Below are 24,261 nucleotides of genomic sequence, written 5' to 3' on the forward strand. Positions count from 1 at the left end.
CCAGGAAGTCTCAGATGCTCCGGCAGGTCAGGACGTCACCGAGATGTCGTCGCCGTAGACCGTGCCCTGCGCGTACCAGCCGTGCAGATAGACGGTCACCGTGCCGGTCGAGCCCGTGGTGAACGCCACCGACTGCTTGGCATAGCCGCTCGACGAACCCCAGGTGCTCGCCGAGGCGTCGCCCCGCACACCGAGGTAGCCGTAGTTGCCCTGCACCCAACCAATCAGTGTGTACTTGGTGTTGGGAGACAGGGTGAGCGTCTGTGTGCACTCGCCCGTCTGCGACGAGCCGGCTGCCGCAGCGAGCGCGTGCGAACCGCCGTGCACCGGGGTGGAGACGACTGCGCCACCGGACTCACAGGTCCAGGGACTCAGCGAACCCGTCTCGAAGTCGCCGTTGACCAGGGCGCCGGTGCCGCCACCCGGACCCGACACCGCCAGGGTGAAGGCCGCCGCGCGGCTGAGCGTGCCCGAGGTGCCGGTCACATTGATCCTGTACGTGCCGGGCGCCGCGGAAGCCGACGCGTTCACCGTCAGCTTCGACGTACCCCCTGCGGTGACCGAGGCCGGGCTGAGCGTCGCCGTCACCCCGGCGGGCGCCCCGCTCGTCGTCAGCGCGACGGTCTTCGCGTTGCCGGAGGTGACCGCGGTGTTCACGGTCGCCGTGGTGGAGCCACCGGGGGCGACCGTGGCCGAACCGGGCGCGACGGCCACCGAGTAGTCGTCCGTCACCGGACCGGCGCCGCTCGTGAAGGGCTCGAAGGTGTGGGAGAAGTACCACGTGTCCTGCGCGATGCCGGAGCAGCTGTCACTGCCCCCGGTGCCGGGGCAGCCTCCGTTGTCGCGCTGCAGCGCCCAGAACGACAGGGTGCTGACGCCCTTGGACACGGCCCAGTTGTAGACCGAGGTGGCGTCGGCCGTGGTGAACGTCTCGGCCGGGCCGTAGTCGTCGATGCCCGGCATCTCGATGATGCCGGTCATGCCCCACAGTTGGGCGTCGGTCTTCGCCGGGTACAGGCCGGCCAGCTGGCCCTTCAGGCCGGTGATCGCCGTCTGGGTGTCCTGTGCCATGGTGTGCGAGGCGCCGTCGTAGTAGTCGAACGTCATCAGGTTCACGACGTCGACCCCGGTGCCGTTGGACACGGCGTTCTCCAGCACCGCCAGACCGCTGTCGGCGAGGCCGCTCGTGGTGGTGGGCAGGGTGTAGGAGATCTGCACCGGGCGCCCGTTGGCGGCGGCCCAGTCCTGCACCTTCTTGATCGCCTTGTTGCGGCGGTCGATTCCTGCGCTGTTCTCCAGCGAGTTGTCCTCGATGTCCATGTCGAGGCGGGACACGTCGTAGGTCGTGATGACCTTCTCGTATGCCGCAGCGATGGAGTCGACGCTGGTGCAGCTGTCGGCGATCTCGGTGCCGCCGTTGTCGGCCGCGTAGCCGCCGAACGACGGGATCACATCGCCGCCGCGCGACCGGATGGTGGTGAAGTCGGCGCCGAATTCGGACTGGGCGATGGGCTGGCCCGAATCGCCGTTCCAGTACGGGGTGCAGGAACCGCGGGCCTCCGTCTGGACGAAGGCCATGGTCAGATACTTGGCACCGGACTGCTCCGAGAGAGCGGCCGGGCTGTCTGCGTTGTACGCCTCGAAGTACGGGGCGAAGACATGCGCGGGCAGGGGAGTGGCGGCGGTCGTGGCGGCCTGCGCGCCGGCGCCTGATCCGAGGACCAGGCCGGCGGACGCGACGGTCGTTGCCAGGACACTCAGGACTGCGCCGAGTGTTCTTGGACGTCTCATGGGGTGCTCCCAGCGGGGTGGGACAACGGGCGGATCGCACGGCTCAACCGCGCCGCCCGGTCGGGGGCGCGGCCCGTTCCTGTGAATCCCGGCCGGGGGTCACATGCCGCACGGCATGGAGCGGCCGTGAGGCATGCCCATAATTGGTCTGGACCAGCCTGCGGTCAATGTTCTTTGCCTTTTCATTTCCCATTGCTTGCCTGATGCGGCAACTCTCAGTGGAAATAGTGGAGTTGAACCCGATTGAGCCCTCAGGTGATACGGAGGGCCGCCCTGAGGTAGGCCGCCGTACGGCTGCCCTCCGTACGCGCGACCTCGGCGGGTGGTCCCGCCGCCACGATCCGGCCGCCCCGGTCGCCGCCACCGGGACCGAGGTCGATCACCCGGTCGGCACCCGCCACCACCGCCATGTCGTGCTCCACGACCACCACCGTGTTGCCTGCGTCGACCAGACCGTGCAACTGCCGCATCAGCACCTCGACATCGGCGGGGTGCAGCCCGGTCGTGGGCTCGTCGAGCAGATATACGGTGTGGCCTCGGCGGGTTCGCTGGAGTTCGGCGGCGAGCTTGATTCGCTGGGCCTCGCCGCCCGACAGCTCCGTGGCGGGCTGACCGAGCCGCAGATAGCCGAGCCCGACGTCGAGCAGTGTCCGCAGGCTGCGCTCGGCGGCGGGCGTACCGGCGAAGAACCCGGCCGCCGACTCCACCGTCAGATCCAGCACCTGCGCGATGTCGAGACCGCGCAGGGTGACCTCCAGGGTTTCCGGGTTGTACCGCGCACCGTGACAGTCCGGGCAGGGCGCGTACGTACTGGGCAGGAAGAGGAGTTCAACGGAGACGAACCCCTCGCCCTGGCAGGTCTCGCACCGCCCGCCCGCCACATTGAAGGAGAACCGTCCGGCCTTGTAGCCGCGCTCGCGCGCCGTGTCCGTCTCGGTGAACAGCTTCCGCACGACATCGAAGAGCCCGGTGTATGTGGCCAGATTGGACCGAGGGGTACGGCCGATCGGCTTCTGGTCGACCTGAACGAGACGGTCCACCGCCTCCAGCCCCTCCGCCGACGCACACCCGGCCGTGGGACGCTCCGCAGGCAGATCGGCGGTGGCGGAGGCCTGCCGGTCGGCGAGGACACCGGCCAGCACCTGACCGACCAGGGTCGACTTCCCCGACCCCGAGACGCCGGTGACGGCCGTGAAAACCCCGAGCGGGAACTCCGCGTCCACACCCCGCACATTGTGACGGTCGACCCCGTTCAGCTTCAGCCACCCCGACGGCGTACGCACCTCCCGCACCGGAGCGGGCCCGTCGTCGAAGAGGAAGCGCCGGGTCGCCGACTCCGTCACCTCCGCAAGTCCGGCCGGGGGACCGCTGTGCAGCACTCGGCCCCCGTGCTCACCGGCCAGCGGTCCCACATCGACCAGCCAGTCCGCCCGGCGCACCACATCCATCTGATGCTCCACGACGAAGACCGAGTTCCCGGCCTCCTTCAGCCGCCCGAGCACCCCCAGCAGCGACTCGGTGTCCGCCGGGTGCAGACCGGCCGACGGCTCGTCCAGCACATAGACGACACCGAAAAGACCGGAGCGCAACTGAGTGGCGAGCCGCAGCCGTTGCAACTCGCCGGAGGACAGTGTCGGAGCCGTACGGTCCAGGCTGAGGTAGCCGAGGCCGAGCTCGGTGACCGTCTCGATCCGGGCGAGCAGGTCCGCCGTCAGCACCCGCGCCGTGTCACTGCCGCCCGCCGTGCGCAGCACCTCGGCGAGAGAGGTGAGCGCAAGCGCGGCCAGTTCGGCGATCGAGTGGCCGGCGAACGTGACCGCCATCGCCTCGGGACGCAGCCGGCTGCCGCCGCAGACCGGGCAGGGGGCACTGGTCAGGAAGCGCTCGGCCTTCGCCCGCAGCGTGCGGCTCTTGGAGTCCGCGAAGGTGTGCATCACATAGCGGCGGGCACTCATGTACGTTCCCTGGTAAGGGCGTTGGATGCGCCCGGCATCACGCACCGGATGGACCGTCACCACCGGCTGCTCATCGGTGAACAGGATCCACTCCCGGTCCGCGGCGTCGAGCTCACGCCACGGACGGTCGATGTCGTAGCCCAGCGCGTCCAGCACATCGCGCAGGTTCTTGCCCTGCCAGGCCCCCGGCCAGGCGGCGATCGCACCGTCCCGGATCGGGAGCGAGGGATCGGGAACGAGCAGCTCCTCGGTGGTGCGGTGGATGCGGCCGAGACCGTGGCACTGCGGGCACGCCCCGGCGGCGGTGTTCGGCGAGAAGGAGTCGGAGTCCAGCCGTTCGGCACCGGCCGGGTACTCCCCGGCGCGGGAGAACAGCATGCGCAGGGAGTTGGAGAGCGTGGTGACCGTCCCGACGGACGAACGGGCACCGGGCGCCGAGCGGCGCTGCTCCAGCGAGACTGCGGGCGGCAGCCCGGTGACCTCACCGACCGCGGGCGCACCCACCTGATGGATCAGCCGGCGGGCGTACGGGGCGACGGACTCGAAATAGCGGCGCTGCGCCTCGGCGTAGATCGTCCCGAACGCGAGGGAGGACTTTCCGGAGCCCGAGACGCCGGTGAACACGGTGAGAGTGTCGCGCGGGATGTCGACCGAGACGTCCTGGAGATTGTGCTCACGGGCGCCGCGCACCCGGACGTACGGATCGTGGGGGGTGGACATGTGAGCGGGGACTCCGTACGGATCGGGGCGGGGCCGACGGCCTGGGGACAAACACTCCGATTCTAGGCGTCAGGAGTCGCTCAGGAGCGGCGAGGCCTGTAGGTGCGGGCCCCGAACGACCGGAGGCCGGCCCTGCCGGACCGGCCGCGGATCAGGTCGGGGCAGGCCCTAGCGCGACGGACGCAGGGCGCGCTTGATGGGCCTTCCCACGACACTGCGGGCCCGCTGGTACGTGGAGCGCTGGACGGGCAGCGCGGGGTTCTTCGCGAGCTTCCGCTTGAGCTGGGTGTTCTGGGTGGTGAGGTCCGTCAGCTGGGACTGGAGCCAGTTGAGTCGCGCACCCATCGTGGAGGCGTCGGCGCCGACCCAGGGGCGGACGCCCGGAGGGAAGGCCAGTTGGCTCATCCGTGTCTCGAAGGCCGCACCGCCGTCGCCGTGGGTGAAGGTGTTCTCCAGGCCGTTCTTGTCCAGGAAGTTCATGAACCGGTCGAACCGCTCCTGGTGACCGCGCATCAGCGGCCCGAAGTCCGCCTCGGCACGGAGGTCGGCGGGGTCGAGGTCGGAGGGGACCTCGGTGAGCATCCGGTGCGGGATGTCGAAGTAGCGGCACAGCTCCAGCGTCCGGGAGTCGCCGCAGAGCACGGTGGCGGGCGTTCCGGCCAGTAGCGCCGCGATGTTGCCGTGGATCCGGGAGCCGAAGGAGAAGTCGAAGCCCCGCAGGTCGTCCATCCAGGTGACCGGGTCGATGTACACCCGGACCTTGTCCTCCCCGTACATGGGGTGGTCGGGGTGGGTGGGGATGTCGGTCAGCGAGGCGTTCTGATGGGACAGGTCGCGCCAGTGCAGCTGACGCGCCTCGGAGAGGTTCTGACCGATGAACCGGAGGTGGGGGTAGCGTGCGTGGGTACGGTTGATGATCTGCCCGAGCTTGTGCTTCCGCACCGCGTCGTGCGATCCATTGACGGCGATCCGGGACTCGGGCCCGAGTGCCCGGCCGCTCTCCCGGATGTCGAGCCTGCTGCCGTTGAGGAACAATGAGGGACAGCCGATGACGTCCACGTCACGGAAACCCATGTCCCGCAGATACCGCTCGGTGAACTCCCCGCGCACGCCGATGGAGGCGCTGTGGTCGAGCACGGCCGAGACGAACGCGTGGACCGTCGGCTGCATGGCCCGCAGCCGGTCCGCGGAGTAATTGACCCCGGTCTGGGCGCCCACACCCGGGACGACGACCGGGATCTTCAGTTTCGAGATGAGCTGCGTCAGGCGCTCCAGCTGGCGCTCGAAGGACGGCCGGAAGGCGTTGGCGAGCGGGATGACGAAGACGTCGTACTCGCTGTTGATCCGGTCGGCGTCGGTGACCCTGGTGGTGATGCCGTTCGACACCACCTCCGAACGTGGCGTCTGAAGGATCTTGTGAGCGGCGTCGCTGAAGATCAGATTGCCCGAGTTGGTGGCGAACACGTCCTCATGGAGAGCGCGCTCGACAGGGACGACGTCGTAGGGGCTCTTCCCTGAACGCAGGAGTATTCGCTTCACATGATTAACGTTGGATGCCACAAACCTGAATATAGCTTTACAAACGCTTTTGATTCCATGTGCATCCGGTACAACCTTTTGCGATCTGCGCGGAACGTAAGTGCATGATCACACATCCGCGCGCGCGTGCGCGTCGTGTAACGGACGCCTCAAGGCGGTCCCCGTGAGGCCCTCGTGACGCCCTCTTGAGTGCCGGACGGTCCCGCCCGCACGCTGCGTCCTGCGCACGGGCGCGCCTACCGGGGAGGTGGAAGCGCCGTCATGGCCGACTCACTGTCCGAGGACGACATCCTCGAAGCGATCGCCCGGCACACCGGCCGGCCCGGACAGGGGCCGCAGCTGCGGCGGACCGGCGCCGACATCACTCAACTCCCGATGCTCGACCTGCGGATCGTCCGGTGCGTGGAGACCCGTACCATGCGGCCGGAGACCAGGCCCGGTACGTACGACACATCGGGACTGCCCATGTACGAAGGCGATCTGCGCGACCATCCGGTCGAACCGCCGAAGGACCCGACGGTTTCGCGGGCGATGGAGCTCGTGCTCCGCGGCTCGGTGAGAACGGTGCCCTGCGGCTGCGACGACGGACGGCAGCCGTGCTCGCGGTGCCGGGCCAAGGGGAAGCTGCGCTGCGACACCGGCCCGATGTGCCCGGCCTGCAAAGGCGTCGAACCGTGCACCTGGTGCGACGGCACGGGTGAACGCCGCAAGGGCCGCGCGACGGCCGAGTCGGCGCGGGGGAAGTCCGCTGCCGGCCGGACCACCTGCTTGAAGTGTCACAAACCCCGCACCGCTTGTCCGGAATGTCGCGGATGGGGCACCAAGAAGTGTCCGCAGTGCGACGACACGGGCTTCAGGCCCTGCCCGGTCTGCGAGGGCGAGAGGTCGACGGAACATACCCCGTGCGACGGCACGGGCCTGGTCACCCTGTGGACCGGGGGGTCGGTCGGACACGCACCCGAACGGACCCCGTTGAAACTGCCGGAGCCGGCGCCGCCGCTGCGCGTCCGGCAGCAGACCGGACGCGCCGGTGCGTGGGAACGGGTCACTCTGACCTCGGCCGGCGATCCGCTCCCCGACGGTCTGGACCCCGCCCACATCGAGGCCATCGAATCGGCCCTCGTGCCGCGCCAGGGTGAAGTGGCCAGACGTGTGGACATCGGCCGGCTGCAACTGGCCGCGGTCGCGATCCCCGACGATCCCGACCATGTCTTCTATGTATTCCCCGGACGCGATGGTCCCGAGGTCCTCCCGATCTGGTCGCGGCGCCGGTCCCTGCGGGTCGCCGCAGTGGTGGCCGGGGTGGTCGTGCTGGTGCTCCTGGTGGTTGCGCTGGTCTGATTTGCTGGGGGGTGTGAGAAGCGACCACCGGCCCCTGGCCGTATTCGACTTGGACGGCACGCTCGCGGACACCGGCCACCGGCAGCACTACCTGGAGGGGCGGCGGCGCGACTGGAGCAGCTTCTTCTCCGCCGCCGTCGATGATCCGCCGCTTCCCGAAGGGGTACGGCTGGCGCTGAGCAGCGCCGAGGAGTGCGAGGTCAGGTATCTCACCGGGCGGCCCGAGCGGTGCCGCCGGGACACCGTGGCATGGCTGGCGGAACAGGGGCTGCCCGAGGGACGGTTGTACATGCGCCGCAACGACGACCGCAGGCCGGCCCGGCACACCAAGCTGGAGATCCTGAAGCGGCTTGGCCGGGACCACGAGGTGCGGATGCTGGTCGATGATGACGAACTCGTCTGCGATGCGGCGGAGCAAGCAGGCTTCGCCGTGGTGCGGGCCCGCTGGGCGAAGGTGTCTCCCGCGCTCAAGGACGCGCAGGAGCGTGAGGGCCGTACGTGAGGGCGACGTGGCGAAGCCGGCCGGTAGCGACCCTGATCCGGTCGCGCCGGATCAGCTCGTCTCGTCGAGCCGGAAGCCCAGTTTCAGGCCCACCTGGTAGTGCTCGATTCGGCCATCCGTGATCTCGCCGCGGACCTGCGTGATCTCGAACCAATCGAGATTGTGCAACGTTTCCGAAGCTCTTGCGATGCCTCTGCGGATGGCGTCGTCGACGCCTTCATGGGAGGTTCCCACGATTTCCGTGACCCGATAGGTGTGATTTGACATCTTATGTCTCCTCTCGTCCCTACCAAGGTGCCCTACCCGGCGCGGGTGCGCGAGAGATCGGTGTGCAGAACGTGTGGTGAACGGGACTTGACCAGAGCAATGGTCCATACCAAAATCCAGCCACGCCCGTGCGAGCGCCGCCCGCAGTCCCCCACACCGGGTTCTGGATTTCGTCGTGCCGTTTCGCAGAAGGTGAACCTGGTGAAGAACCGCATACTCGTCGGAGCCGTTGCGCTCGTTTCCACCTTTGCACTGGGCGGATGCGGCTTTGTTTCGGGCTCGGGTGCGTCCAGCAGCAAGAAGGTCACGATCTGGCTGATGAAGGACAGCGTCTCCGCCGATTTCCTGAAGCGCTTCACGAAGGCGTACGAGGACGAACACCCCTCCATCGAGCTGGAGTTCAAGATCCAGAGCTGGAGCGGCATCGGCCCGAAGGTCACCGACGCGCTCAAGGGCAAGGACACCCCGGACGTCATCGAGGTCGGAAACACCCAGGTCCCCCAGTACGCGGAGAGCGGCGGGCTGCGCGACCTCACCCTGGAGTCCATGCGCGACCTCGGCAGCGAGGACTGGCTGCCCGGTCTCGCCGACCCGGGCAGCATCGACGGCGTTCAGTACGGCATCCCCTGGTACGCGGCCAATCGAGTGGTGATCTACAACAAGGACCTCTTCGAGCAGGCCGGTATCAAGACCCCGCCGAAGACCCGGGGCGAGTGGATCGCGGACAGCGAACAGCTGAACCGGAACGGCAATCAGGGCATCTATCTCGCGGGCCAGAACTGGTATGTCCTCGCCGGATTCATCTGGGACGAGGGTGGCGAACTGGCCGAGGAGAGGGGCGGCGAATGGGAAGGCGCCCTGGAAAGCCCCGACGCAATCAGGGGTATGGGCTTCTACAAGGAACTCCAGGCGCTCGGTGACGGCCCCAAGAACGCGGACGAGGAAAGGCCCCCGCAGGCCAAGGTCTTCGCCAAGGGCGACGTCGCGCAGATCATTTCGGTGCCCGGCGCCGCCGCGCAGATCGAGCAACTGAACCCCGAACTCAACGGAAGGCTGGGCTACTTCCCGATCCCGGGCAAGACCGCGAAGGCCCCCGGTTCCGTATTCACCGGCGGTTCCGATCTGATCGTTCCGGAGAAGGCGGGTCAGGGCACCGCGGGTATCGATGTGATCAAGGCACTGGCGGGCCGGAAGTGGCAGGAAGAACTCGCCAGGACCATGAGCTACGTGCCCAACAAGCCCAGCCTCGCGCGTGTCATCGTGGGGCAGGAGGGCACCGCGGCGATGGCCGAGGGCGCCACGAGGGGGCGTGCGACGCCCAACTCGCCGCAGTGGGCGAATGTCGAGGCCGTCAACCCGATCAAGCCGTACATGACGGCCGTTCTTGAGGGCGGCGACCCGCAGCAGGAGGCGAAGGCCGCCTCGGAGAAGATCACCGGACAGCTCACGGTCGGCTGACCGATACGGCACCGGTCCGTAGCCGAGGCTCCGGTCCCCGCTCGGACACACCCGGGATTCAGCCTTCGCACATCCCGGCTCTCCCATGCGGTCATATCGAATCCAGCCGGTCACGGAAGAAGTAAGGGGCCGGGCCTTCGCAGCAGTGCGACGGCCCGGCGGCCGCCCTTGCCGATCCGTCCCCGGAGACCGTCATGAACGCGCTGCCCGTCACTTCTCTCCCCGCCGCCCCCGTTGTTCCCACGCAGTCCGTCCCGCCCGCCCCGTCGCGCTACCGGGTGTCCCTCGCCGTCGACCAGGAAGAGGTGCGTGCGGCCCAGCGCCTGCGCCATCTGGTCTTCGCCGGCGAGCTCGGCGCCAGGCTGGAAGGATCCGAACCCGGTCTGGACAGCGACGCGTTCGATGCATACTGCGACCATCTGCTGGTACGGGAGGAGACCACCGGCGATGTCGTCGCCACCTACCGTCTGCTGCCGCCCGACCGGGCACGGATCGCCGGGCGCCTCTACGCGGAGAGCGAGTTCGACCTCGGCCGGCTCGGCCCGATCCGTGACGACCTCGTCGAGGTCGGCCGGTCCTGTGTCCACCCGGCCCACCGGGACGGCGCCGTCATCGCGCTGATCTGGGCCGGACTCGCCCGCTACATGGAACGCACCGGGCACAACTGGCTGGCCGGCTGCTGCTCGATACCCCTCGCCGACGGTGGCGTCGCCGCGGCCGGGGCATGGGAAACCGTACGGACGAAGCACCTGGCACCCGAGGACCACTGGGTCAGCCCCCACCGCCTCTGGCAGCCCACCGCCACAGCCGCAGGACGGGGAGACGTGCCCACCGGACTCTCCACGCTCCCGCCCCTTCTCCGCGGCTATCTGCGACTGGGTGCCTGGGTCTGCGGGGCGCCCGCGTACGACCCCGACTTCAACGTCGCCGACCTGTACGTACTGCTGTCGCTGCGCCGCACCGACCCCCGCTACCTGCGCCACTTCCTCGCGCTCGCCCCACTGCGATGAACCCCTGGCTGCCCACCGCACCCTGCACCCCGCTCACCTGCGCCGGTCACGACGGCCGCGCGCGGGGCCGCGTGGCGGCCGTGGCCCTGCTGCTCGCCGGGTGCACGCTCATCCTGGCCGGGGTGCTGGGTGTCCCGTTCGTGGTGCTGCTCGGCGCGGCACGGCGGGAGCGGCTGATCCGGCGCTGGGCGTACGGGGTCGTGCGGGCCTTCGGGGTACGTGTGCGGGTCATCGGTGCACCCGGGGCAGGCGCACCGGGCGCGCTCGTCGTCGCGAACCACATCTCATGGCTGGACATCCCGCTCGTCGCGGCCGTGCTCCCCGGCCGGATGCTGGCCAAGAGCGAGATACGGAACTGGCCGCTGCTCGGCCGGCTCGCCGCCGCCGGCGGCACGCTCTTCGTCGAACGCGACCGGCTGCGCTCACTGCCCACGGCCGTGAGCGACATCGCGGCGGCGCTGCGCGGCGGTTCTCGGGTGGTCGCCTTCCCGGAGGGCACCACCTGGTGCGGTCGCGGCGGCGGCCGGTTCGGGCCCGCCGTGTTCCAGGCCGCGATCGACGCGAACGCCACCGTTCATCCAGTACGCATCACCTACCGCACCGCGCCGCCGCGCAGCACTGCTGCCGCACAGGCGGCCGGTGCGGGCAGTCGGTCGCCCGGCCACGAGGGCTCCGCACCGGCGGAGCACACAGCCCCGGCCGGTGCGGCCGCGTTCGTCGGCGACGATCCGCTCATCGCCTCACTGTGGCGGGTGGTGACGGCGGCCGGGCTGACCGCCGAGATCCGCGTCCTGCCGCAGATCCCGGCGGGCCACTGCCCGGACCGCCGCACCCTGGCCCGCCTCGCTCAGACCGCCGTCGCCAACGACAGCGCGAACCGGTCCCCGGAATCCGTCCACCACTGATCCATCCTCAGACCGGCCGCGGCGAGCTCGGCCCGGACGCCCTCCTTGCGGAATTTGGTCGACACCTCCGTGCGCAACTCCTCGCCGGCCTCGAAGGCCACCACCAGATCCAGATCCGGGACCTTCACCGTGAGCGCCTCGCGGGCCCGCAGCCGCATCTCGATCCATTCCCGCTCCGGATCCCAGAGAGCCACATGATCGAAGTCGGCCGGGTCGAAGTCCGCGCCCAGCTCCCGGTCCACGACCCTCAGGACGTTCTTGTTGAACTCCGCCGTCACCCCGGCCGCATCGTCGTAAGCGGCAACCAGCACCTTCTCGTCCTTCACCAGATCCGTGCCGAGCAGCAGTGCGTCGCCGGGGGAGAGCAACGACCGTACCGACTTCAGGAACACCGACCGCTCGTCGGGCAGCAGATTGCCGATCGTGCCGCCCAGGAACGCGATCAGCCGCGGCCCCGGGGTGCCCGGCAGTGCGAGACCGCCCGTGAAGTCGGCGATCAGGGCGTGCACGGAGAGGTCGGGCCGCTGCGCGAGCAGGGCCTCGGCAGCGCCGCGCAGCGCGCTCTCGCTCACATCGACCGGTACGTAACTGTGCAGCGCGGGCAGCGCGTCCAGCAGATGCCGGGTCTTCTCCGACGACCCCGACCCCAGCTCGATCAGGGTCTGCGCCCCGGACGCCCCGGCGATCTCCTCGGCGCGGTCGATCAGGATCTCGCGCTCGGCGCGGGTCGGGTAATACTCGGGGAGCCGGGTGATCTCCTCGAACAGTTCACTGCCGTGCGCGTCGTAGAACCACTTGGGCGGCAGTGTCTTCGGATGCCGGGTCAGGCCGTGCAGCACATCGGCGCGCAGCGCCGCGTCCGTCGCGTCCATCGGCAGGGTGCGGGTCAGCAGAAAGGGACTCACTCAGTGGGCTCCTTGAGCGGGGTCAGCAGAACTTCGGCGCGGGTCGCCGTCAGCAACGTCCGGTCGGGGACCGTGCGCCAGTGCGGATCGTCGTCGTACGGCTCCGAGGCCACGACCGTGCGCAGGCCGGGCTCGGCGAGATACCACAGGGTGTCGCCCCAGGCCGTTGCCACGATCGTGGTGCCATCGATGAGCAGCAGATTCAGCCGCGATTCCGGCGCCGCGGCCGCCACGTCGAGCACGGTGTCGGCCACGGCCTGCGGCAGTTCGTCGCCGTCGGCGAGGCGGTGTCGTACGAGAGCCCAGACCAGGGCCGAGTCGCAGCGGGCGGCGAGGGTCAGCAGTTCGGCCGGGGGCAGCGCGGCGGCCAGCGGTGCCAGGGACTGAGGCCAGCCCTTCACCGCGCCGTTGTGGCTGAACAGCAGCGGTCCGGCGGCGAACGGCGCGGCCGCCGCCTCGCCGTCCGCGTCCGCCTCGGTGGCGTCACGCACCGCCGCGAGCAGCGCCGGACTGCGCACCACTCGGGCCAGATCGGCGAACGTCCGGTCGCCCCAGACCGGGCCCTGGCGCCGGTAGCGGCCGGGCACCGGATCGCCGTCCGCGTACCAGCCGACGCCGAAACCGTCGGCGTTGACGGTCCCATGCCGCTGGTGTCTCGGCGCCCAGGACTGGCGCACAAGGCCGTGGGGCGGCCCGGTCAGCAGCTCGCCGAGAGCCACCGGCGGTCCCAGATACGCGATATGGCGGCACATCAGAGATCCCTCGCGGTACGGAACCCGGAGAAGATCTGACGCCGCACCGGCAGGTCCCAGTTGCGGAACGTCCCCCGGCACGCCACCGGTCCCACGGCGAACGAACCGCCGCGCAGCACCTTGTGCGCCGGTCCGAAGAACACCTCGGAGTACTCGCGGTACGGGAACGCCGAGAAACCGGGATAGGGCAGGAAGTCGCTCGACGTCCACTCCCATACGTCACCCATCAACTGCCGTACACCGAGCGGCGACCGGCCTGCGGCGTACGCCCCCGCAGGTGCCGGTCGCAGATGGCGCTGACCCAGGTTGGCCCGCTCGGGGGTCGGGTCCTCGTCGCCCCACGGATAGCGCCGCGAACGCCCCGACGCCGGGTCGTGGCGCGCTGCCTTCTCCCATTCCGCTTCCGACGGCAGCCGGCGCCCGGCCCAGCGGGCGTACGCATCCGCCTCGTACCAGCTGACATGGAGCACCGGTTCGTTCTCGGGCACCGTCTCGGTCACTCCGAAGCGGCGGCGCAGCCACTGACCGGCGTCCCGGTGCCAGAACAGGGGAGCGGCCAGTTCGTGCTCGCGGACCATCGCCCAGCCCTCGGGGGCCCACCATCGCTGCTCGGTGTAGCCGCCGTCCTCGATGAACCTCCGGTACGCACCGCAGGTGATGGGGGTCGTGTCGATGAAGAAGTCCGGTACGTCGCGCACATGGGCGGGGCGTTCGTTGTCGAGGGCCCACGGCTCGGTGGACGTGCCCATGGTGAACGGGCCGCCCGGGACCAGGACTTCATCGGGCAGGCCCGCCGCGTCGGCGGGTGCGGGCGGCACGGGCGCGGTCAGGACGGCAGGACCCGATCTGAGCTGATGGGTGATCAGCATCGTTTCGTCGTGCTGCTGTTCATGCTGGGCAATCATGCCGAAGGCGAAACCGGCCCGCACCAGCGGACGGTCACCGTGCAGTGCCGTGCCGTCGAGTACGTCCAGCGCGCGACCACGTACCTCCGCCGCGTAGATACGAGCCTCGGCGGGCGCCAGCAGCGGCAGCGAGGGACGGGACGCCCGGGGATGCTCGAAGGCGTCGTACAGCCCGTCGATCTCCGGGCGCATCGCCTCCCGCCCGGCCACCCCGCGCAGCAGCCACAGCTCCTCCTGATTACCGATGTGCGCGAGGTCCCAGACCAGGGGGGACATCAACGGTGAGTGCTGGGCGGCCAGTTCATGGTCGTCCACGCTGTCGGTGAGAAGCGTGGTGCGTTCACGGGCGGTGAGCAGCGCGGCGAGGGCGCGCTGCCGGAGCGCCTCGGTGTCCGCCTCGCCCGGTCCGGCCGGAATGTGCGGACCGGATGCGGCGGGCGTGGGGGATTCGGTCATGAGCGGGGCCCCTCGAAGTGGTGGCCCGAATCACCCGCTGAACCCGGCGCGAGCAGTTCGGGAAGATCGTCGGCCGGACATCGGCCCCGGGCGACGAAGCGGTCGTTGAAGTCCGCCACCGCCTCCTGCACGGCCGTGGTCGCTCCTATCCGGGGCAGCGCCTCCAGCGCGAGTTCGAAGCAGGTGGTGGCCGCCGACCGCAGTTCGGGATCGGTCAGGCCGTCGCGGGCGGCGCCCACCCAGAGGGGATTGCGCGGCGCGGGCTGCGGCCCGGCCGTCTCGGCCAGTGGTTTGACGGTGCGGTACACGGTCTCGGCGGCCTCCGGGTCGTCGAACAGGGCGGTGGTGACGGCGAGCGGCACCAGCCACCCGTCCGCGCCGTGCTGCGCGTCGATCATGCGCAGCTCAAGATGTCCGCGCGGGCGCACGGGCGGAAAGAGGGTGCTGATGTGGTAATCGAGGTCGGCGCGCACCGGTGGTCTCGGCGCGCCGGTACGGATCCAGTCGCGGAAGGTCAGCCCGTCCGGTACTGCCCACGGCCCGTCGTCGTCCCGGATGCACATCACCGGGGTGTCCAGGACATGCGTGGCCCAGGCGTCGCGCGGTGGCAGATGGCCGGGCGGTGCCAGGGACCGCCAGGGATCGAGGTCGGCCCAGAGCGACTGCCGGGTGGACCGCCACGGTGTCGGGCGGCCGAACTGGAACGGCGAGTTGGCGAAGACCGCCACCAGCACCGCGCCCAGCAGATGGCACAGCTGCCAGCGCCGCCCGTAGCCGAGCGGACCCGGTTCCTCCTCTCCTGCGTCCAGGCATACCTGAACGGATGCGGTGGTGCACATCATGGCGCGGCCGGCCGGTCCCGACCGGTCGAGCGAGGTCTCCATGGCGTCGTAGCGGGGCTCGTGCAGCAGACGGCGCGGTGGATGCCACGGATCGACCCCGAGACCCACCGGTACGAGATCCACCCGGTCCAGGGCGTCACGTACCGTGGCGAGATCGGCGGTGGTGGCGTCGATGCACGCCATCAGGGAGTCGGCGGGGCGCGAGCTGAGCTCCAGCTGGCCGCCGGGTTCGAAGGTGAGCGCCGCACTCAGGGGCAGGGCCCGGAGGATGTCGGCGGCCGCGTCGAGACGGTGGTGGGGGACAGGGACGCGGGGCTGATCCCGGTGGTGAATGAGCCATTCGAGTTCTACACCCACCGTGCGGGGCGGTCCGGTCTTGAAGCAGATGCAGCGCAGTAAATCCTCCGCCTCGCCCTCGCCGAGGGGCGGGGCCTGGCCGGGCGGACCGTGGTCTCCGGGTGTGTCGGATGACATGCCGGGGCCTCCTTCTGCTCGGTTCGTCCCTACCACCCAAACCCCTGCGGGGGGATCGCACAAGAGTGCCCCTGTGCGTCGGAAATTCGGTTGCATCCATGCCGCTGGAGCGCCGAGCATGCCCCGTATGCACCACACGGGGGAGTACCGATGAGCGCACGCCTGCGCGGCATCGCGCGAGAGACCGAGGCCATCGTCGAGGCCGGCCGCTACCGCACGCGGGAAGGGCGTGAGGTGAGCATCGAGCGTGCGCTGACCACCGCGTTCTCGGGTACCAGGCTGTACGGACCCGAGCCGGTACCGGTCGCGGCACTCGACTCCGACCGCGCGCCGGTCGTCGAGGTCACCGACGAGAGCAGTCTGCAGGCGGCGCGCCGGATGACCGGCGAGGGGCCCGGCAAGGTCGCCGTCCTGAGCTACGCATCCGCCCGCAATCCCGGAGGCGGCTATCTCAACGGCGCGCAGGCCCAGGAGGAAGCCCTGTGCCGGGGATCGGCCCTGTACGCCACGCTGCTGCGCGCCCCCGACTACTACGCCCACCACCGCGCCGAACGCAGCGCCTTCTACACCGACCGGGTGATTCACTCACCCGGCGTGCCGGTGTTCCGCGACGACCGGGGGCGGCTGCTCGACACCCCGTACACCGCGGGCTTCCTCACCTCCCCGGCACCCAACGCCGGAGTCATCCGCAGCCGCACCCCCGAGGACGCGCACCGCATCCCCGCCGCGCTCGCGTCCCGGGCCGAGCGGGTGCTGGAGGTCGCGGCGGTGCGCGGGTACCGCAGGCTGGTGCTGGGCGCCTGGGGCTGCGGCGTGTTCCGCAACGAACCGGCGCAGGTGGCCGGTGCGTTCCGGACACTGCTTCTGGACGGCGGCAGGTTCGCCGGGCACTTCGAGCAGATCGTCTTCGGCATCCTCGACCGCAGCCCCGAATCCGCCACCAGGGCCGCCTTCGCCCGGACGTTCAGCGGTCAGTTCCAGCCGTAGCGCTCCCGCAGCCGGCCGGCGACCAGATCGAACCGGTCCGGGTCCAGAGCACACGCCTCACGCCGCATCCCGTCCTCGTGCACTCGCAGTACCCGGTCCAGATCGACCCAGGACGGGCGGCCCGAGCTGTCCCACGGTCCGGCCCCGAGCGCCACCCACTCGCGGTCCCGGTCGTGCTGCTTGCTGGAGAGCTGCACGGCGAGCAGCGTGCCCGCCGCCTCACGGGCCACCACCAGAACCGGACGGTCCTTGCCGCGCCCGTCGTTCTCCTCGAACGGCACCCAGGTCCAGACGATCTCGCCGGGGTCGGGGTCGCCGTCCCGGTCGGGGGCGTACGAGGTGCGGACCGGGCCCACGTCGAGCGGGTCGGCCTCGGATGTCGCGGTAGGTCCGGTGCGGCCGGGGAAGACGGCCGGGCTGTCGGTGCTGTCGTCACGTTGCTGGATGGCCATCCCCACACCGTAGGACCTGTACGGCCCATTCCGTGGAGCGGGTCTCGACTTCGAGGACCCGGAGCCGTGGCCGGTGCTCGCCCGAGGCCGAGGGGCGTGCACCGGCCACAGCCGGCCGGGCCGGTCAGGAAGGCGTGTCGCCCTCCTGACCACCCGTCACCGGAATCCGCTGCTTGCGCGGCGAGGACTGGGCGGCCGGTGCGGCCCCGTTGACCTCGGGCGCCGGTTCCGCCGGGCTGTCCTGACTCATCGTCGCCAGCAGCTGCCGGGCCAGTCCCAGACCCGTGCCGCCCATCGTCAGCGCCTTCGCGAACATGTCCGACATGCCGTCGGCCCCGTTCAGCAGCACCATGTGGTCCACGCTGCTGAAGGCGCCCGCGCCCGCCTCGACGATCTCCGGCCACTTCTCGGCCAGCTGCTGTGCGACGACCGCCTCCTGATTCTCCGCCAGGGCCGCGGCCCTGGCCTTGATCGTCTCCGCCTCGGCGAGGCCCTTGGCGCGGGTCGACTCGGCCAGTGCCAGCCCCTTGGCCTGGGCCGCGGCGGCCTCTGCCTCACCCGTCGCCCTGGTCGCCGTCGCGGCGGCGGCACCGCGCGCCTTCGTCGCCTCGGCCTCCGCCAGCGCCGCCGTCTTGACCCGGTTGGCCTCCGCGACCGCCGCGAGCTCCGTCTCCCGCGCCTTCGCCTCGGCTGCCGAGATCCGGGCGTCGCGCTCGCCCTCCGCCAGGGTGCGCTTCTCGTACGCCTGGGCGTCCGCGGGCTTGCGCACATCGGCCTGCAGCTGCTGCTCACGCCGCTGGGCCTCCAGTTCGGCGACCCTGGTCTCCTGGACCACGACCTCCTGCCGGGCCGCCGCGTCGGCCAGCGGACCCGCCTGCCGGGAGCTGGCCGCCGCCTTGTCGCGCTCGGCCTGATACCCGGCCTGCAGGATCTCGCTGTCGCGAGTCGCCTCCGACATCCGGGCGGCGGCCTGCTGCTCCGCCTCGGTGGCCCGCCGGTTGGCCTCGGCCTGCGCTATCCGGGCATCCCGCTGCACCGCCGCCGCATGCGGCATCGCCAGGTTCTTGATGTAACCCGTCGGGTCCTCGATCTCATGGATCTGGAGCGAGTCGACGATCAGTCCGAGCTTCTCCATCTCGGTCCCGCACGCCGCCCGGGTCTGCCCGGTGAGTTTCTCCCGGTCCCGGATCATGTCCTCGACCGTCAACCCGCCCACGATGGACCGCAGATGACCGGCGAACACGTTGTGCACCCGCTCCGACATCATCTTCTGCTGGTCGAGGAAGCGGCGGGCCGCATTGGCGATCGACACGAAGTCGTCGCCCACCTTGAAGATGACAACGCCCCGCACCCGCAGCGGAATCCCCTGATGCGTGACGCAATCGACGGACAGCTCGGTCTCGTTGAGGTCCAGGGACATCTTCCGCACCGCCTGGACCCCGGGCAGGACGAGCGTGCCGTGACCGGTGACGATCCGGAACCCCATGCCCTGCCCGAGACCCTCGGTCTTGTGCTTGGAGCCGGAGATGACCAGTGCTTCGTTCGGCTCGGCCACTCGCCACATCAGCTTGAACAGGCCGATCAACACAATGATGGCGGCGAGTACGAGACCCGCCGTGACGCCGATGACCATCGGCATGCGCCCCCTTATCGCAGTGCCCCGTCGGCACCGCTGAACAGGAGGAGTCTTCTCCTGCTCGCGCCGGTGGAGAAGACGCGTGCGGATCCTTGCCGCATTCTTGACGACGAAAGGTGTCAAGACCCTCCCGCGGAAGCCTCAACTGCCGTATGCGGGAGCCACATACACCGTGCGCGGCGGCAGATACTCGATCACCGTCACCACCGTGCCGACCTCGATGCGTTCCTTCGCCGACGCCGGATGCGCGAGGAAGTGCTCGGCGCCGCCCCGGATCCGTACGATCACCTCGCCGACCAGCCCCGGCCCCACCGTTCCGGTCACGCGGCCGATCAGTCCCACCATCGAGGAGTCATCCATGCCCCGGAGCGTACCCACGCCGCACGGGTCTGGAAGACTGCCCGACGCCATGAGCCAGTTACCGAACCAGCCCACCGAAGGCCCCGTCCCGACCAGTGCCGATGTGGCACGGCTCGCCGGAGTCTCCCGGGCCACCGTGTCGTACGTACTGAACAACAACGCGGCCGTGCGGATCAGCGAACCCACCCGCCGCCGGGTCAGGGAAGCAGCCACCGAACTGGGCTACGTACCGCACGCGGCGGCCCGCAGCCTGCGTGCCGGACACACCCGCATGGTGCTGCTGCCCACCGTGAACTTCCCGGCCGGCCCGCTCCACCACCGCTTCTTCCACCAATTGGAATCCGGGCTGCGCCGCCTCGACTACACCGTGGTCCAGTACGGCAGCACCGGCTTGGACGCCGACGATGCGCCCCGTGCCTGGGCCGAACTCCGTCCCGTAGCCGTCATCGCACCCGGCACGATCGCCCTCACCCCGCAGGGCATATCCGTACTCAGGCGATCCGGAGCCAAGGCCGTGATCACCCTCGGCCCCCGGCCGGTGGCCGGTGCCCATGCGCTGGTCATGGACCAGCGGGAGGTCGGCAGCTGTGCGATCGGACATCTGCTGGAGCGCGGCCGGCGCCGCATCGGCGTCGTCATGCCCGAGGAAAGCGGCCTCGGCCTGTTCGCCGAACCCCGGCTGGCCGGGGCCCGGCAGGCCGCACAGAGCCACGGGGCCCGTATCGAACCGCTGCCGCTGCGGTACGAGGAGGAGTCGGCCGCCCGGCTGGCCACCCGCTGGCGCACCTTGGGCCTCGATGCCGTGTTCGCGTACAACGACGAATACGCGATGCTCCTGATGCGGGCCCTTCAGGACGCGGGCATCGAGGTGCCCCGCGAGACGGCCGTGGTCGGCGCCGACGACCTGATGCTCGGCAGACTGCTGCGGCCCCGGCTCAGCACCGTGCGGATGGAGCTGGCCACGCCACAGCCGCTGGCGGACCTTGTCGACCGGCTGGTGCAGCACCCCGGCGGCGCCCCCGAGCACCACGACCTGCTGCGGGCCGGGGTGGTCCACCGCGAGTCCAGCTGAGCCACCGGCTCCGCACGGTGCAGCAGCGCGGCAACGTGCGCACCGCGCGCCGCTTGCTTAGCGTCATGACCATGAGCCATCCGCAGAGTTACGAGATCCTGCTGGTCCCCGGATTCACCGAGGACACCAACGATGCCGCCGAGCCCGGCGGGGCCATCCGTTCGGCGGTCGTGGTGGCGACCGGCGAGACGGGGGCATCCGGCTACCCCCGGTATTCGGGCGAAGGCATCGTGGCGGACATCGACCCGGCGACGCACACGGTCGAGGCCCTGCTGGTCGACGGCGCCGAGCTGGACTACGGCCTCTCGGTCCGGATCAAGGAGAAGGACGCCGAAGGCAAGGCCGACAGTGACGCCGACAGCTGAGGCCGGGCCGCCCGTTTCCGGCCGCGGAAGGCGATGGAAGGCCACGGAAAGGGGCCCGACCGGTCCGGTCGGGCCCCTCACCCTGCTCATGCGCGCGCGGAGCCTACTTCTGTTCCTTCTGCTGGTCCTCGATGGACTTGCGGACCTCGTCCATGTCCAGCTTCCTGGCCTGTCCGATGATGTCCTCCAGCGTCGCCTCCGGCAGCGCTCCGGGCTGGGCGAACACCGCCACATTTTCCCGGACGATCATCAGCGTGGGAATGGAACGGATCTCGAAGGCCGCCGCCAGCTCCTGCTGCGCCTCCGTGTCGACCTTGGCGAAGACCAGGTCGCCGTGGCGCTCCGAAGCCGCGTCGTAGACCGGCGCGAACTGCCGGCACGGGCCACACCAGGAAGCCCAGAAGTCGATCAGGACGAACTCGTTGTCACTGACGACCTGATCGAAGTTTTCCTTGGTGAGCTCAACGGTGCTCATGCTCTGCTACCTCTTCCTGTGCCCGTTCGGACCTGTCCGACACAACCGTGCTTGTACTTGCGCTATTCCGCCTGCCCATGTGGCCGCCGCGCACACGCACGACCAGACTGTCCCCATGACAGATGCTTCCCTGAACACCGAGTACGACGTCGTGGTGATCGGAGCAGGTCCGGTAGGTGAGAACGTCGCCGACCGGGCCCGTGCCGCCGGGCTGAGCACAGCGGTCGTCGAGGCGGAACTCATCGGCGGCGAGTGCTCCTACTGGGCCTGCATGCCCAGCAAGGCCCTGCTGCGCCCGGTCGTCGCCCGCGCCGACGCCCGCTGCGTCCCGGGCCTCAGCGACGCCGTGCAGGGACCGCTGGACACGGCAGCGGTCCTCGCCCACCGTGACGAATACGCCTCGCACTGGAAGGACGACGGACAGGCCGCCTGGCTGGAGGGCGTCGGAGCGGATATCTACCGGGGCCAAGGCCGGCTCACCGGTAAGAAGACGGTCTCCGTCACCGCCCCCGACGGCACGGAACACCGGCTCACCGCCCGGCAGGCCGTCGCCGTCTGCACCGGCAGCCGCGCCGTCGTCCCGGCCCTGCCCGGCATCGGCGGGGTCCGCCCCTGGACCAGCCGGGAGGCGACGAGCGCCAAGAAGGTGCCCGGCCGCCTCGTGATCGTCGGGGGCGGCGTGGTCGGGGTGGAGATGGCCACCGTCTGGCAGGCCCTCGGCGCCCGGGTGACGATGCTGATCCGCGGCAAGGGGCTCCTGCCGAAGATGGAACCCTTCGCGGGCGAGCTGGTCGCCCGGGCGCTGACGGAGGCGGGCGCCGACATCCGTACCGGAGTCTCCGCGACCTCCGTACGGCGTGCGGTGCCGGACGGCCCGGTCGCCGTGGAGCTGGCCAACGGCGAGCGCGTCGAGGCCGACGAGATCCTCTTCGCCACCGGCCGCGCCCCGCGCACCGACGACCTCGGCCTGGAAACGGTGGGTCTGAAGCCCGGCTCCTGGCTCACCGTCGACGACAGCTGCCGCGTCGACGGCACCACCTGGCTCTACGCGGTCGGCGACGTCAACCACCGGGCGCTCCTCACCCACCAGGGCAAGTACCAGGCACGCATCGCGGGCGCCGCGATCGTTGCCCGCGCCTCCGGTGTCCCGCTGCTGGAGACCGACCGCTGGGGCGCCCACGCGGCCACCGCCGACCACGCGGCCGTCCCCCAGGTCGTCTTCACCGACCCGGAGGCCGCATCGGTCGGCCTCACCCTCGCCGAGGCCGAGCAGGCCGGCCACCGCGTACGCGCAGTCGATTACGACCTTGCCGCGGTGGCGGGCTCCGGTCTGTACGCGGACGGCTACCGCGGCCGCGCCCGCATGATCGTGGACCTCGACCGGGAGATCCTGCTCGGTGTCACCTTCGTCGGACCGGGCATCGGCGAACTGCTGCACTCGGCGACGATCGCGGTCGCGGGCGAGGTCCCCATCGACCGGCTGTGGCACGCCGTCCCCGCGTATCCGACGATCAGTGAGGTCTGGCTGCGCCTGCTGGAGGCGTACCGGGACGCGTAGGGCCCGGCCCGCCCGTCTCCAGCAGCTCCCCGGGCGGGGCGGCATCTGTACCGACCGTGACGACGGCCACGAGCAGCGACTTCGAGTACGGATGCCGCGGCGCGTCGAACACATCCTCGGCCGGCCCGTCCTCCACCTCCGCGTCCTGCATCACCAGTACCCGGTCACTGATCCGCCGCACCACCGACAGATCGAGTGAGACGAACAACAGGGCTGTTTCCAGGCGATGTCGGAGATCTTCCCGGTGGCCGGGGGCGGCGTGCTCGGAGAGCCGGATGTCACCCGCGTCGGGGCCGCGCAGCACCGTGGTGTCGGTCATGGCCCGCACGGCCTCGGCCTCGGTCCGCAGCGTGATGCGGACCGAGGCGGGCGGTGGCGGCCCGCCCGATCCCGCCCTCCGGCAGATGCAGCCTCACCTCCTCGCACGGCACCCGCCAGGGCGCGACCCAGCCGGGTCCGTGGTGCAACGACACCGCTCCACGGAAACGCAGTACGGGATCGTCCCCGGCCACGACACGTTTCGCCGACATTCCGCCACCTCCCGAGTCGGTCGACGTCCTCGGTGGGTGCGGGGCACCGCAACCAGTCGTTGCGGATGCTGGGACCAGGACTCACCGGCACGGCCGAGGGCCCCGGCGCGGCGGGGCGGGGCGGTCAGGCCGGCGGCTGAAGGTTGCTGGTGGTGACCCGCACATGGTCGACGACGAGTTGCTGCGGGAAGGAGGTGCTGCCGTCGGGGTCGCCCGGCCAGTAGCCGCCGACCGCGAGGTTGAGGATCAGGAAGAAGGGCTTGTTGAACACCCACGTGTTGCCGCCGAGATCGGCGGGTGTGCGGCGCTGATAGACGTTGCCGTCCACCGACCAGGTCACCGAGTCGGGGGCCCAGTCGACGGCGAAGGTGTGGAAGTCATCGGCGAACGTCTGCCCGCCCGGCAGGGTGTACGCGGCACCGATCCCCCCGGAGCCGGAGTAACCGGGGCCGTGCAACGTGCCGTGGACCGTGGACGGTTCGAAGCCGACGTTCTCCATGACGTCGATCTCGCCCGAATTGGGCCAGCCGACCTGACCGATGTCGTCGCCCAGCATCCAGAAGGCGGGCCACATGCCCTGACCGCGCGGCACCTTCATCCGGGCCTCGACGTGTCCGTATGTCTGGGTGAACTTTCCGGATGTGTTCATCCGTGCTGAGGTGTACTCGCAAGTTCCGTACCAGCACTGGTAGTTGTTCGGATTCTCCCTGCGTGCGGTGATGACGAGGTGGCCCTGGCCGTCGAGTGCGGCGTTGTTGTTCCCTGCCGTGTAGTACTGCCGTTCGTGGTTGTTGACGTTGTCGCCGGTCTCGATCTGCCACTTGCCGCCGTCGACGCCGGAGCCCGCGGGGCCGTCGAAATCGTCGGTGAACGTCGCTGCCGCCGCTGTGGCCCGCGGTTCGGGCAGAGGCACCCCGGCCGCGAGACCGGAGGAGGCCGAGACGAGGGCGAGCGCGGAGAGTGCGGACACCAGGAGGCGTCGCGTGAGGTGGGGGGAGGTCATG

23 protein-coding genes and 1 pseudogene are annotated in these 24,261 nt (G+C 70.2%); 9 read left to right on the forward strand and 15 right to left on the reverse strand.

What is annotated here, in order from left to right; translation table 11 throughout:
* Positions 1–27 precede the first annotated feature (27 nt).
* From ACGFU7_RS30175 to ACGFU7_RS30185, 3 genes are all read right to left on the reverse strand, one after another.
* A complete protein-coding gene (locus tag ACGFU7_RS30175; protein WP_393699915.1) occupies positions 28–1,791 on the reverse strand; it encodes a glycosyl hydrolase family 18 protein in 1,764 nt (587 codons plus the stop codon).
* Between the two features lie 251 nt (positions 1,792–2,042).
* A complete protein-coding gene (locus tag ACGFU7_RS30180; protein ID WP_393699917.1) occupies positions 2,043–4,466 on the reverse strand; it encodes an ABC transporter in 2,424 nt (807 codons plus the stop codon).
* 168 nt (positions 4,467–4,634) lie between these two features.
* Positions 4,635–6,005, reverse strand: coding sequence for a polysaccharide pyruvyl transferase family protein (locus ACGFU7_RS30185; RefSeq protein ID WP_393699918.1), 1,371 nt, complete (start codon positions 6,003–6,005; stop codon positions 4,635–4,637).
* A gap of 261 nt (positions 6,006–6,266) precedes the next feature.
* On the opposite strand from ACGFU7_RS30185, the gene ACGFU7_RS30190 reads away from it, so the two are divergent.
* Both ACGFU7_RS30190 and ACGFU7_RS30195 read left to right on the forward strand, forming a co-directional pair.
* The gene (locus tag ACGFU7_RS30190) at positions 6,267–7,346 is read left to right on the forward strand and encodes a hypothetical protein (protein WP_393699920.1); all 1,080 of its coding nucleotides are present in this window, start codon (positions 6,267–6,269) and stop codon (positions 7,344–7,346) included.
* A 13-nt stretch (positions 7,347–7,359) separates the two neighbouring features.
* Positions 7,360–7,848: a hypothetical protein gene (locus tag ACGFU7_RS30195; protein ID WP_393699921.1), complete on the forward strand. Its 489-nt coding sequence runs from the start codon at positions 7,360–7,362 to the stop codon at positions 7,846–7,848.
* Positions 7,849–7,899: 51 nt separating this feature from the next.
* Here the strand turns inward: ACGFU7_RS30195 and ACGFU7_RS30200 are convergent, their stop codons facing one another.
* Positions 7,900–8,115 (reverse strand): dodecin, encoded by a 216-nt coding sequence (locus ACGFU7_RS30200; protein ID WP_393699923.1) that lies wholly within the window; start codon positions 8,113–8,115, stop codon positions 7,900–7,902.
* 201 nt (positions 8,116–8,316) lie between these two features.
* Between ACGFU7_RS30200 and ACGFU7_RS30205 the strand changes: the two genes are divergently transcribed.
* The 3 genes from ACGFU7_RS30205 (at position 8,317) to ACGFU7_RS30215 (ending at position 11,488) form a co-directional block, all read left to right on the forward strand.
* A complete protein-coding gene (locus ACGFU7_RS30205) occupies positions 8,317–9,573 on the forward strand; it encodes an extracellular solute-binding protein (protein ID WP_393699925.1) in 1,257 nt (418 codons plus the stop codon).
* Positions 9,574–9,767: 194 nt separating this feature from the next.
* Positions 9,768–10,583, forward strand: coding sequence for a GNAT family N-acetyltransferase (locus ACGFU7_RS30210; RefSeq protein WP_393699927.1), 816 nt, complete (start codon positions 9,768–9,770; stop codon positions 10,581–10,583).
* The gene (locus ACGFU7_RS30215; RefSeq protein WP_393699928.1) at positions 10,580–11,488 is read left to right on the forward strand and encodes a lysophospholipid acyltransferase family protein; all 909 of its coding nucleotides are present in this window, start codon (positions 10,580–10,582) and stop codon (positions 11,486–11,488) included. The genes ACGFU7_RS30210 and ACGFU7_RS30215 overlap by 4 nt, the downstream gene beginning before the upstream one ends.
* On the opposite strand, the gene egtD is transcribed toward ACGFU7_RS30215, so the two are convergent.
* From egtD to egtA, 4 genes are read right to left on the reverse strand one after another with little or no spacing between them, the layout of a single operon-like run.
* Positions 11,431–12,393, reverse strand: a complete 963-nt coding sequence (egtD, locus tag ACGFU7_RS30220) for an L-histidine N(alpha)-methyltransferase (protein ID WP_393699929.1) — start codon at positions 12,391–12,393, stop codon at positions 11,431–11,433. The two genes, ACGFU7_RS30215 and egtD, sit on opposite strands and share 58 nt — an antisense overlap.
* Positions 12,390–13,145, reverse strand: coding sequence for an ergothioneine biosynthesis protein EgtC (gene egtC / locus ACGFU7_RS30225; RefSeq protein ID WP_393699931.1), 756 nt, complete (start codon positions 13,143–13,145; stop codon positions 12,390–12,392). The genes egtD and egtC overlap by 4 nt, the downstream gene beginning before the upstream one ends.
* Positions 13,145–14,506, reverse strand: coding sequence for an ergothioneine biosynthesis protein EgtB (gene egtB, locus ACGFU7_RS30230; protein ID WP_393699933.1), 1,362 nt, complete (start codon positions 14,504–14,506; stop codon positions 13,145–13,147). The genes egtC and egtB overlap by 1 nt, the downstream gene beginning before the upstream one ends.
* On the reverse strand, positions 14,503–15,822 hold the full coding sequence (egtA, locus tag ACGFU7_RS30235; RefSeq protein ID WP_393699934.1) for an ergothioneine biosynthesis glutamate--cysteine ligase EgtA: 1,320 nt from the start codon (positions 15,820–15,822) through the stop codon (positions 14,503–14,505). Before egtA ends, egtB begins: the two co-directional genes overlap by 4 nt.
* A 150-nt stretch (positions 15,823–15,972) precedes the next feature.
* Here egtA and ACGFU7_RS30240 point away from each other — a divergent pair, with 150 nt between their 5' ends.
* On the forward strand, positions 15,973–16,809 hold the full coding sequence (locus ACGFU7_RS30240) for a TIGR02452 family protein (RefSeq protein WP_393699935.1): 837 nt from the start codon (positions 15,973–15,975) through the stop codon (positions 16,807–16,809).
* Here the strand turns inward: ACGFU7_RS30240 and ACGFU7_RS30245 are convergent.
* The 3 genes from ACGFU7_RS30245 to ACGFU7_RS30255 form a co-directional block, all read right to left on the reverse strand.
* On the reverse strand, positions 16,794–17,261 hold the full coding sequence (locus ACGFU7_RS30245; protein ID WP_393699937.1) for a type II toxin-antitoxin system PemK/MazF family toxin: 468 nt from the start codon (positions 17,259–17,261) through the stop codon (positions 16,794–16,796). The genes ACGFU7_RS30240 and ACGFU7_RS30245 overlap by 16 nt on opposite strands.
* A 124-nt stretch (positions 17,262–17,385) precedes the next feature.
* Positions 17,386–18,900 (reverse strand): flotillin family protein, encoded by a 1,515-nt coding sequence (locus ACGFU7_RS30250; protein WP_393699939.1) that lies wholly within the window; start codon positions 18,898–18,900, stop codon positions 17,386–17,388.
* A 138-nt stretch (positions 18,901–19,038) separates the two neighbouring features.
* Positions 19,039–19,257: a hypothetical protein gene (locus tag ACGFU7_RS30255; protein WP_393699941.1), complete on the reverse strand. Its 219-nt coding sequence runs from the start codon at positions 19,255–19,257 to the stop codon at positions 19,039–19,041.
* Positions 19,258–19,306: 49 nt separating this feature from the next.
* On the opposite strand from ACGFU7_RS30255, the gene ACGFU7_RS30260 reads away from it, so the two are divergent.
* Together ACGFU7_RS30260 and ACGFU7_RS30265 are read left to right on the forward strand one after the other, a co-directional pair.
* Positions 19,307–20,329: a LacI family DNA-binding transcriptional regulator gene (locus ACGFU7_RS30260; protein WP_393699942.1), complete on the forward strand. Its 1,023-nt coding sequence runs from the start codon at positions 19,307–19,309 to the stop codon at positions 20,327–20,329.
* A gap of 71 nt (positions 20,330–20,400) precedes the next feature.
* The gene (locus tag ACGFU7_RS30265; RefSeq protein WP_393699944.1) at positions 20,401–20,694 is read left to right on the forward strand and encodes a hypothetical protein; all 294 of its coding nucleotides are present in this window, start codon (positions 20,401–20,403) and stop codon (positions 20,692–20,694) included.
* Between the two features lie 103 nt (positions 20,695–20,797).
* On the opposite strand, the gene trxA is transcribed toward ACGFU7_RS30265, so the two are convergent.
* Entirely contained in the window at positions 20,798–21,169 is a 372-nt protein-coding gene (gene trxA / locus ACGFU7_RS30270; RefSeq protein ID WP_393699945.1) for a thioredoxin, read from the reverse strand.
* A gap of 115 nt (positions 21,170–21,284) precedes the next feature.
* Here trxA and ACGFU7_RS30275 point away from each other — a divergent pair, with 115 nt between their 5' ends.
* Positions 21,285–22,727, forward strand: a complete 1,443-nt coding sequence (locus ACGFU7_RS30275) for a dihydrolipoyl dehydrogenase family protein (RefSeq protein ID WP_393699947.1) — start codon at positions 21,285–21,287, stop codon at positions 22,725–22,727.
* On the opposite strand, the gene ACGFU7_RS30280 is transcribed toward ACGFU7_RS30275, so the two are convergent.
* The 3 genes and pseudogenes from ACGFU7_RS30280 to ACGFU7_RS30290 form a co-directional block, all read right to left on the reverse strand.
* Positions 22,681–23,046, reverse strand: coding sequence for a hypothetical protein (locus ACGFU7_RS30280; protein ID WP_393699949.1), 366 nt, complete (start codon positions 23,044–23,046; stop codon positions 22,681–22,683). The genes ACGFU7_RS30275 and ACGFU7_RS30280 overlap by 47 nt on opposite strands.
* Complete coding sequence (locus tag ACGFU7_RS30285; protein WP_393699950.1) at positions 23,006–23,257, reverse strand: hypothetical protein; 252 nt, start codon at positions 23,255–23,257, stop codon at positions 23,006–23,008. The genes ACGFU7_RS30280 and ACGFU7_RS30285 overlap by 41 nt, the downstream gene beginning before the upstream one ends.
* Positions 23,258–23,399: 142 nt before the next feature.
* Positions 23,400–24,260, reverse strand: a pseudogene (locus ACGFU7_RS30290) (family 16 glycosylhydrolase); the annotation flags it as partial.
* Position 24,261 lies beyond the last annotated feature (1 nt).

Origin of the sequence: Streptomyces sp. NPDC048473 (genome assembly GCF_043200155.1) — a bacterium.
GTDB lineage: Bacteria > Actinomycetota > Actinomycetes > Streptomycetales > Streptomycetaceae > Streptomyces.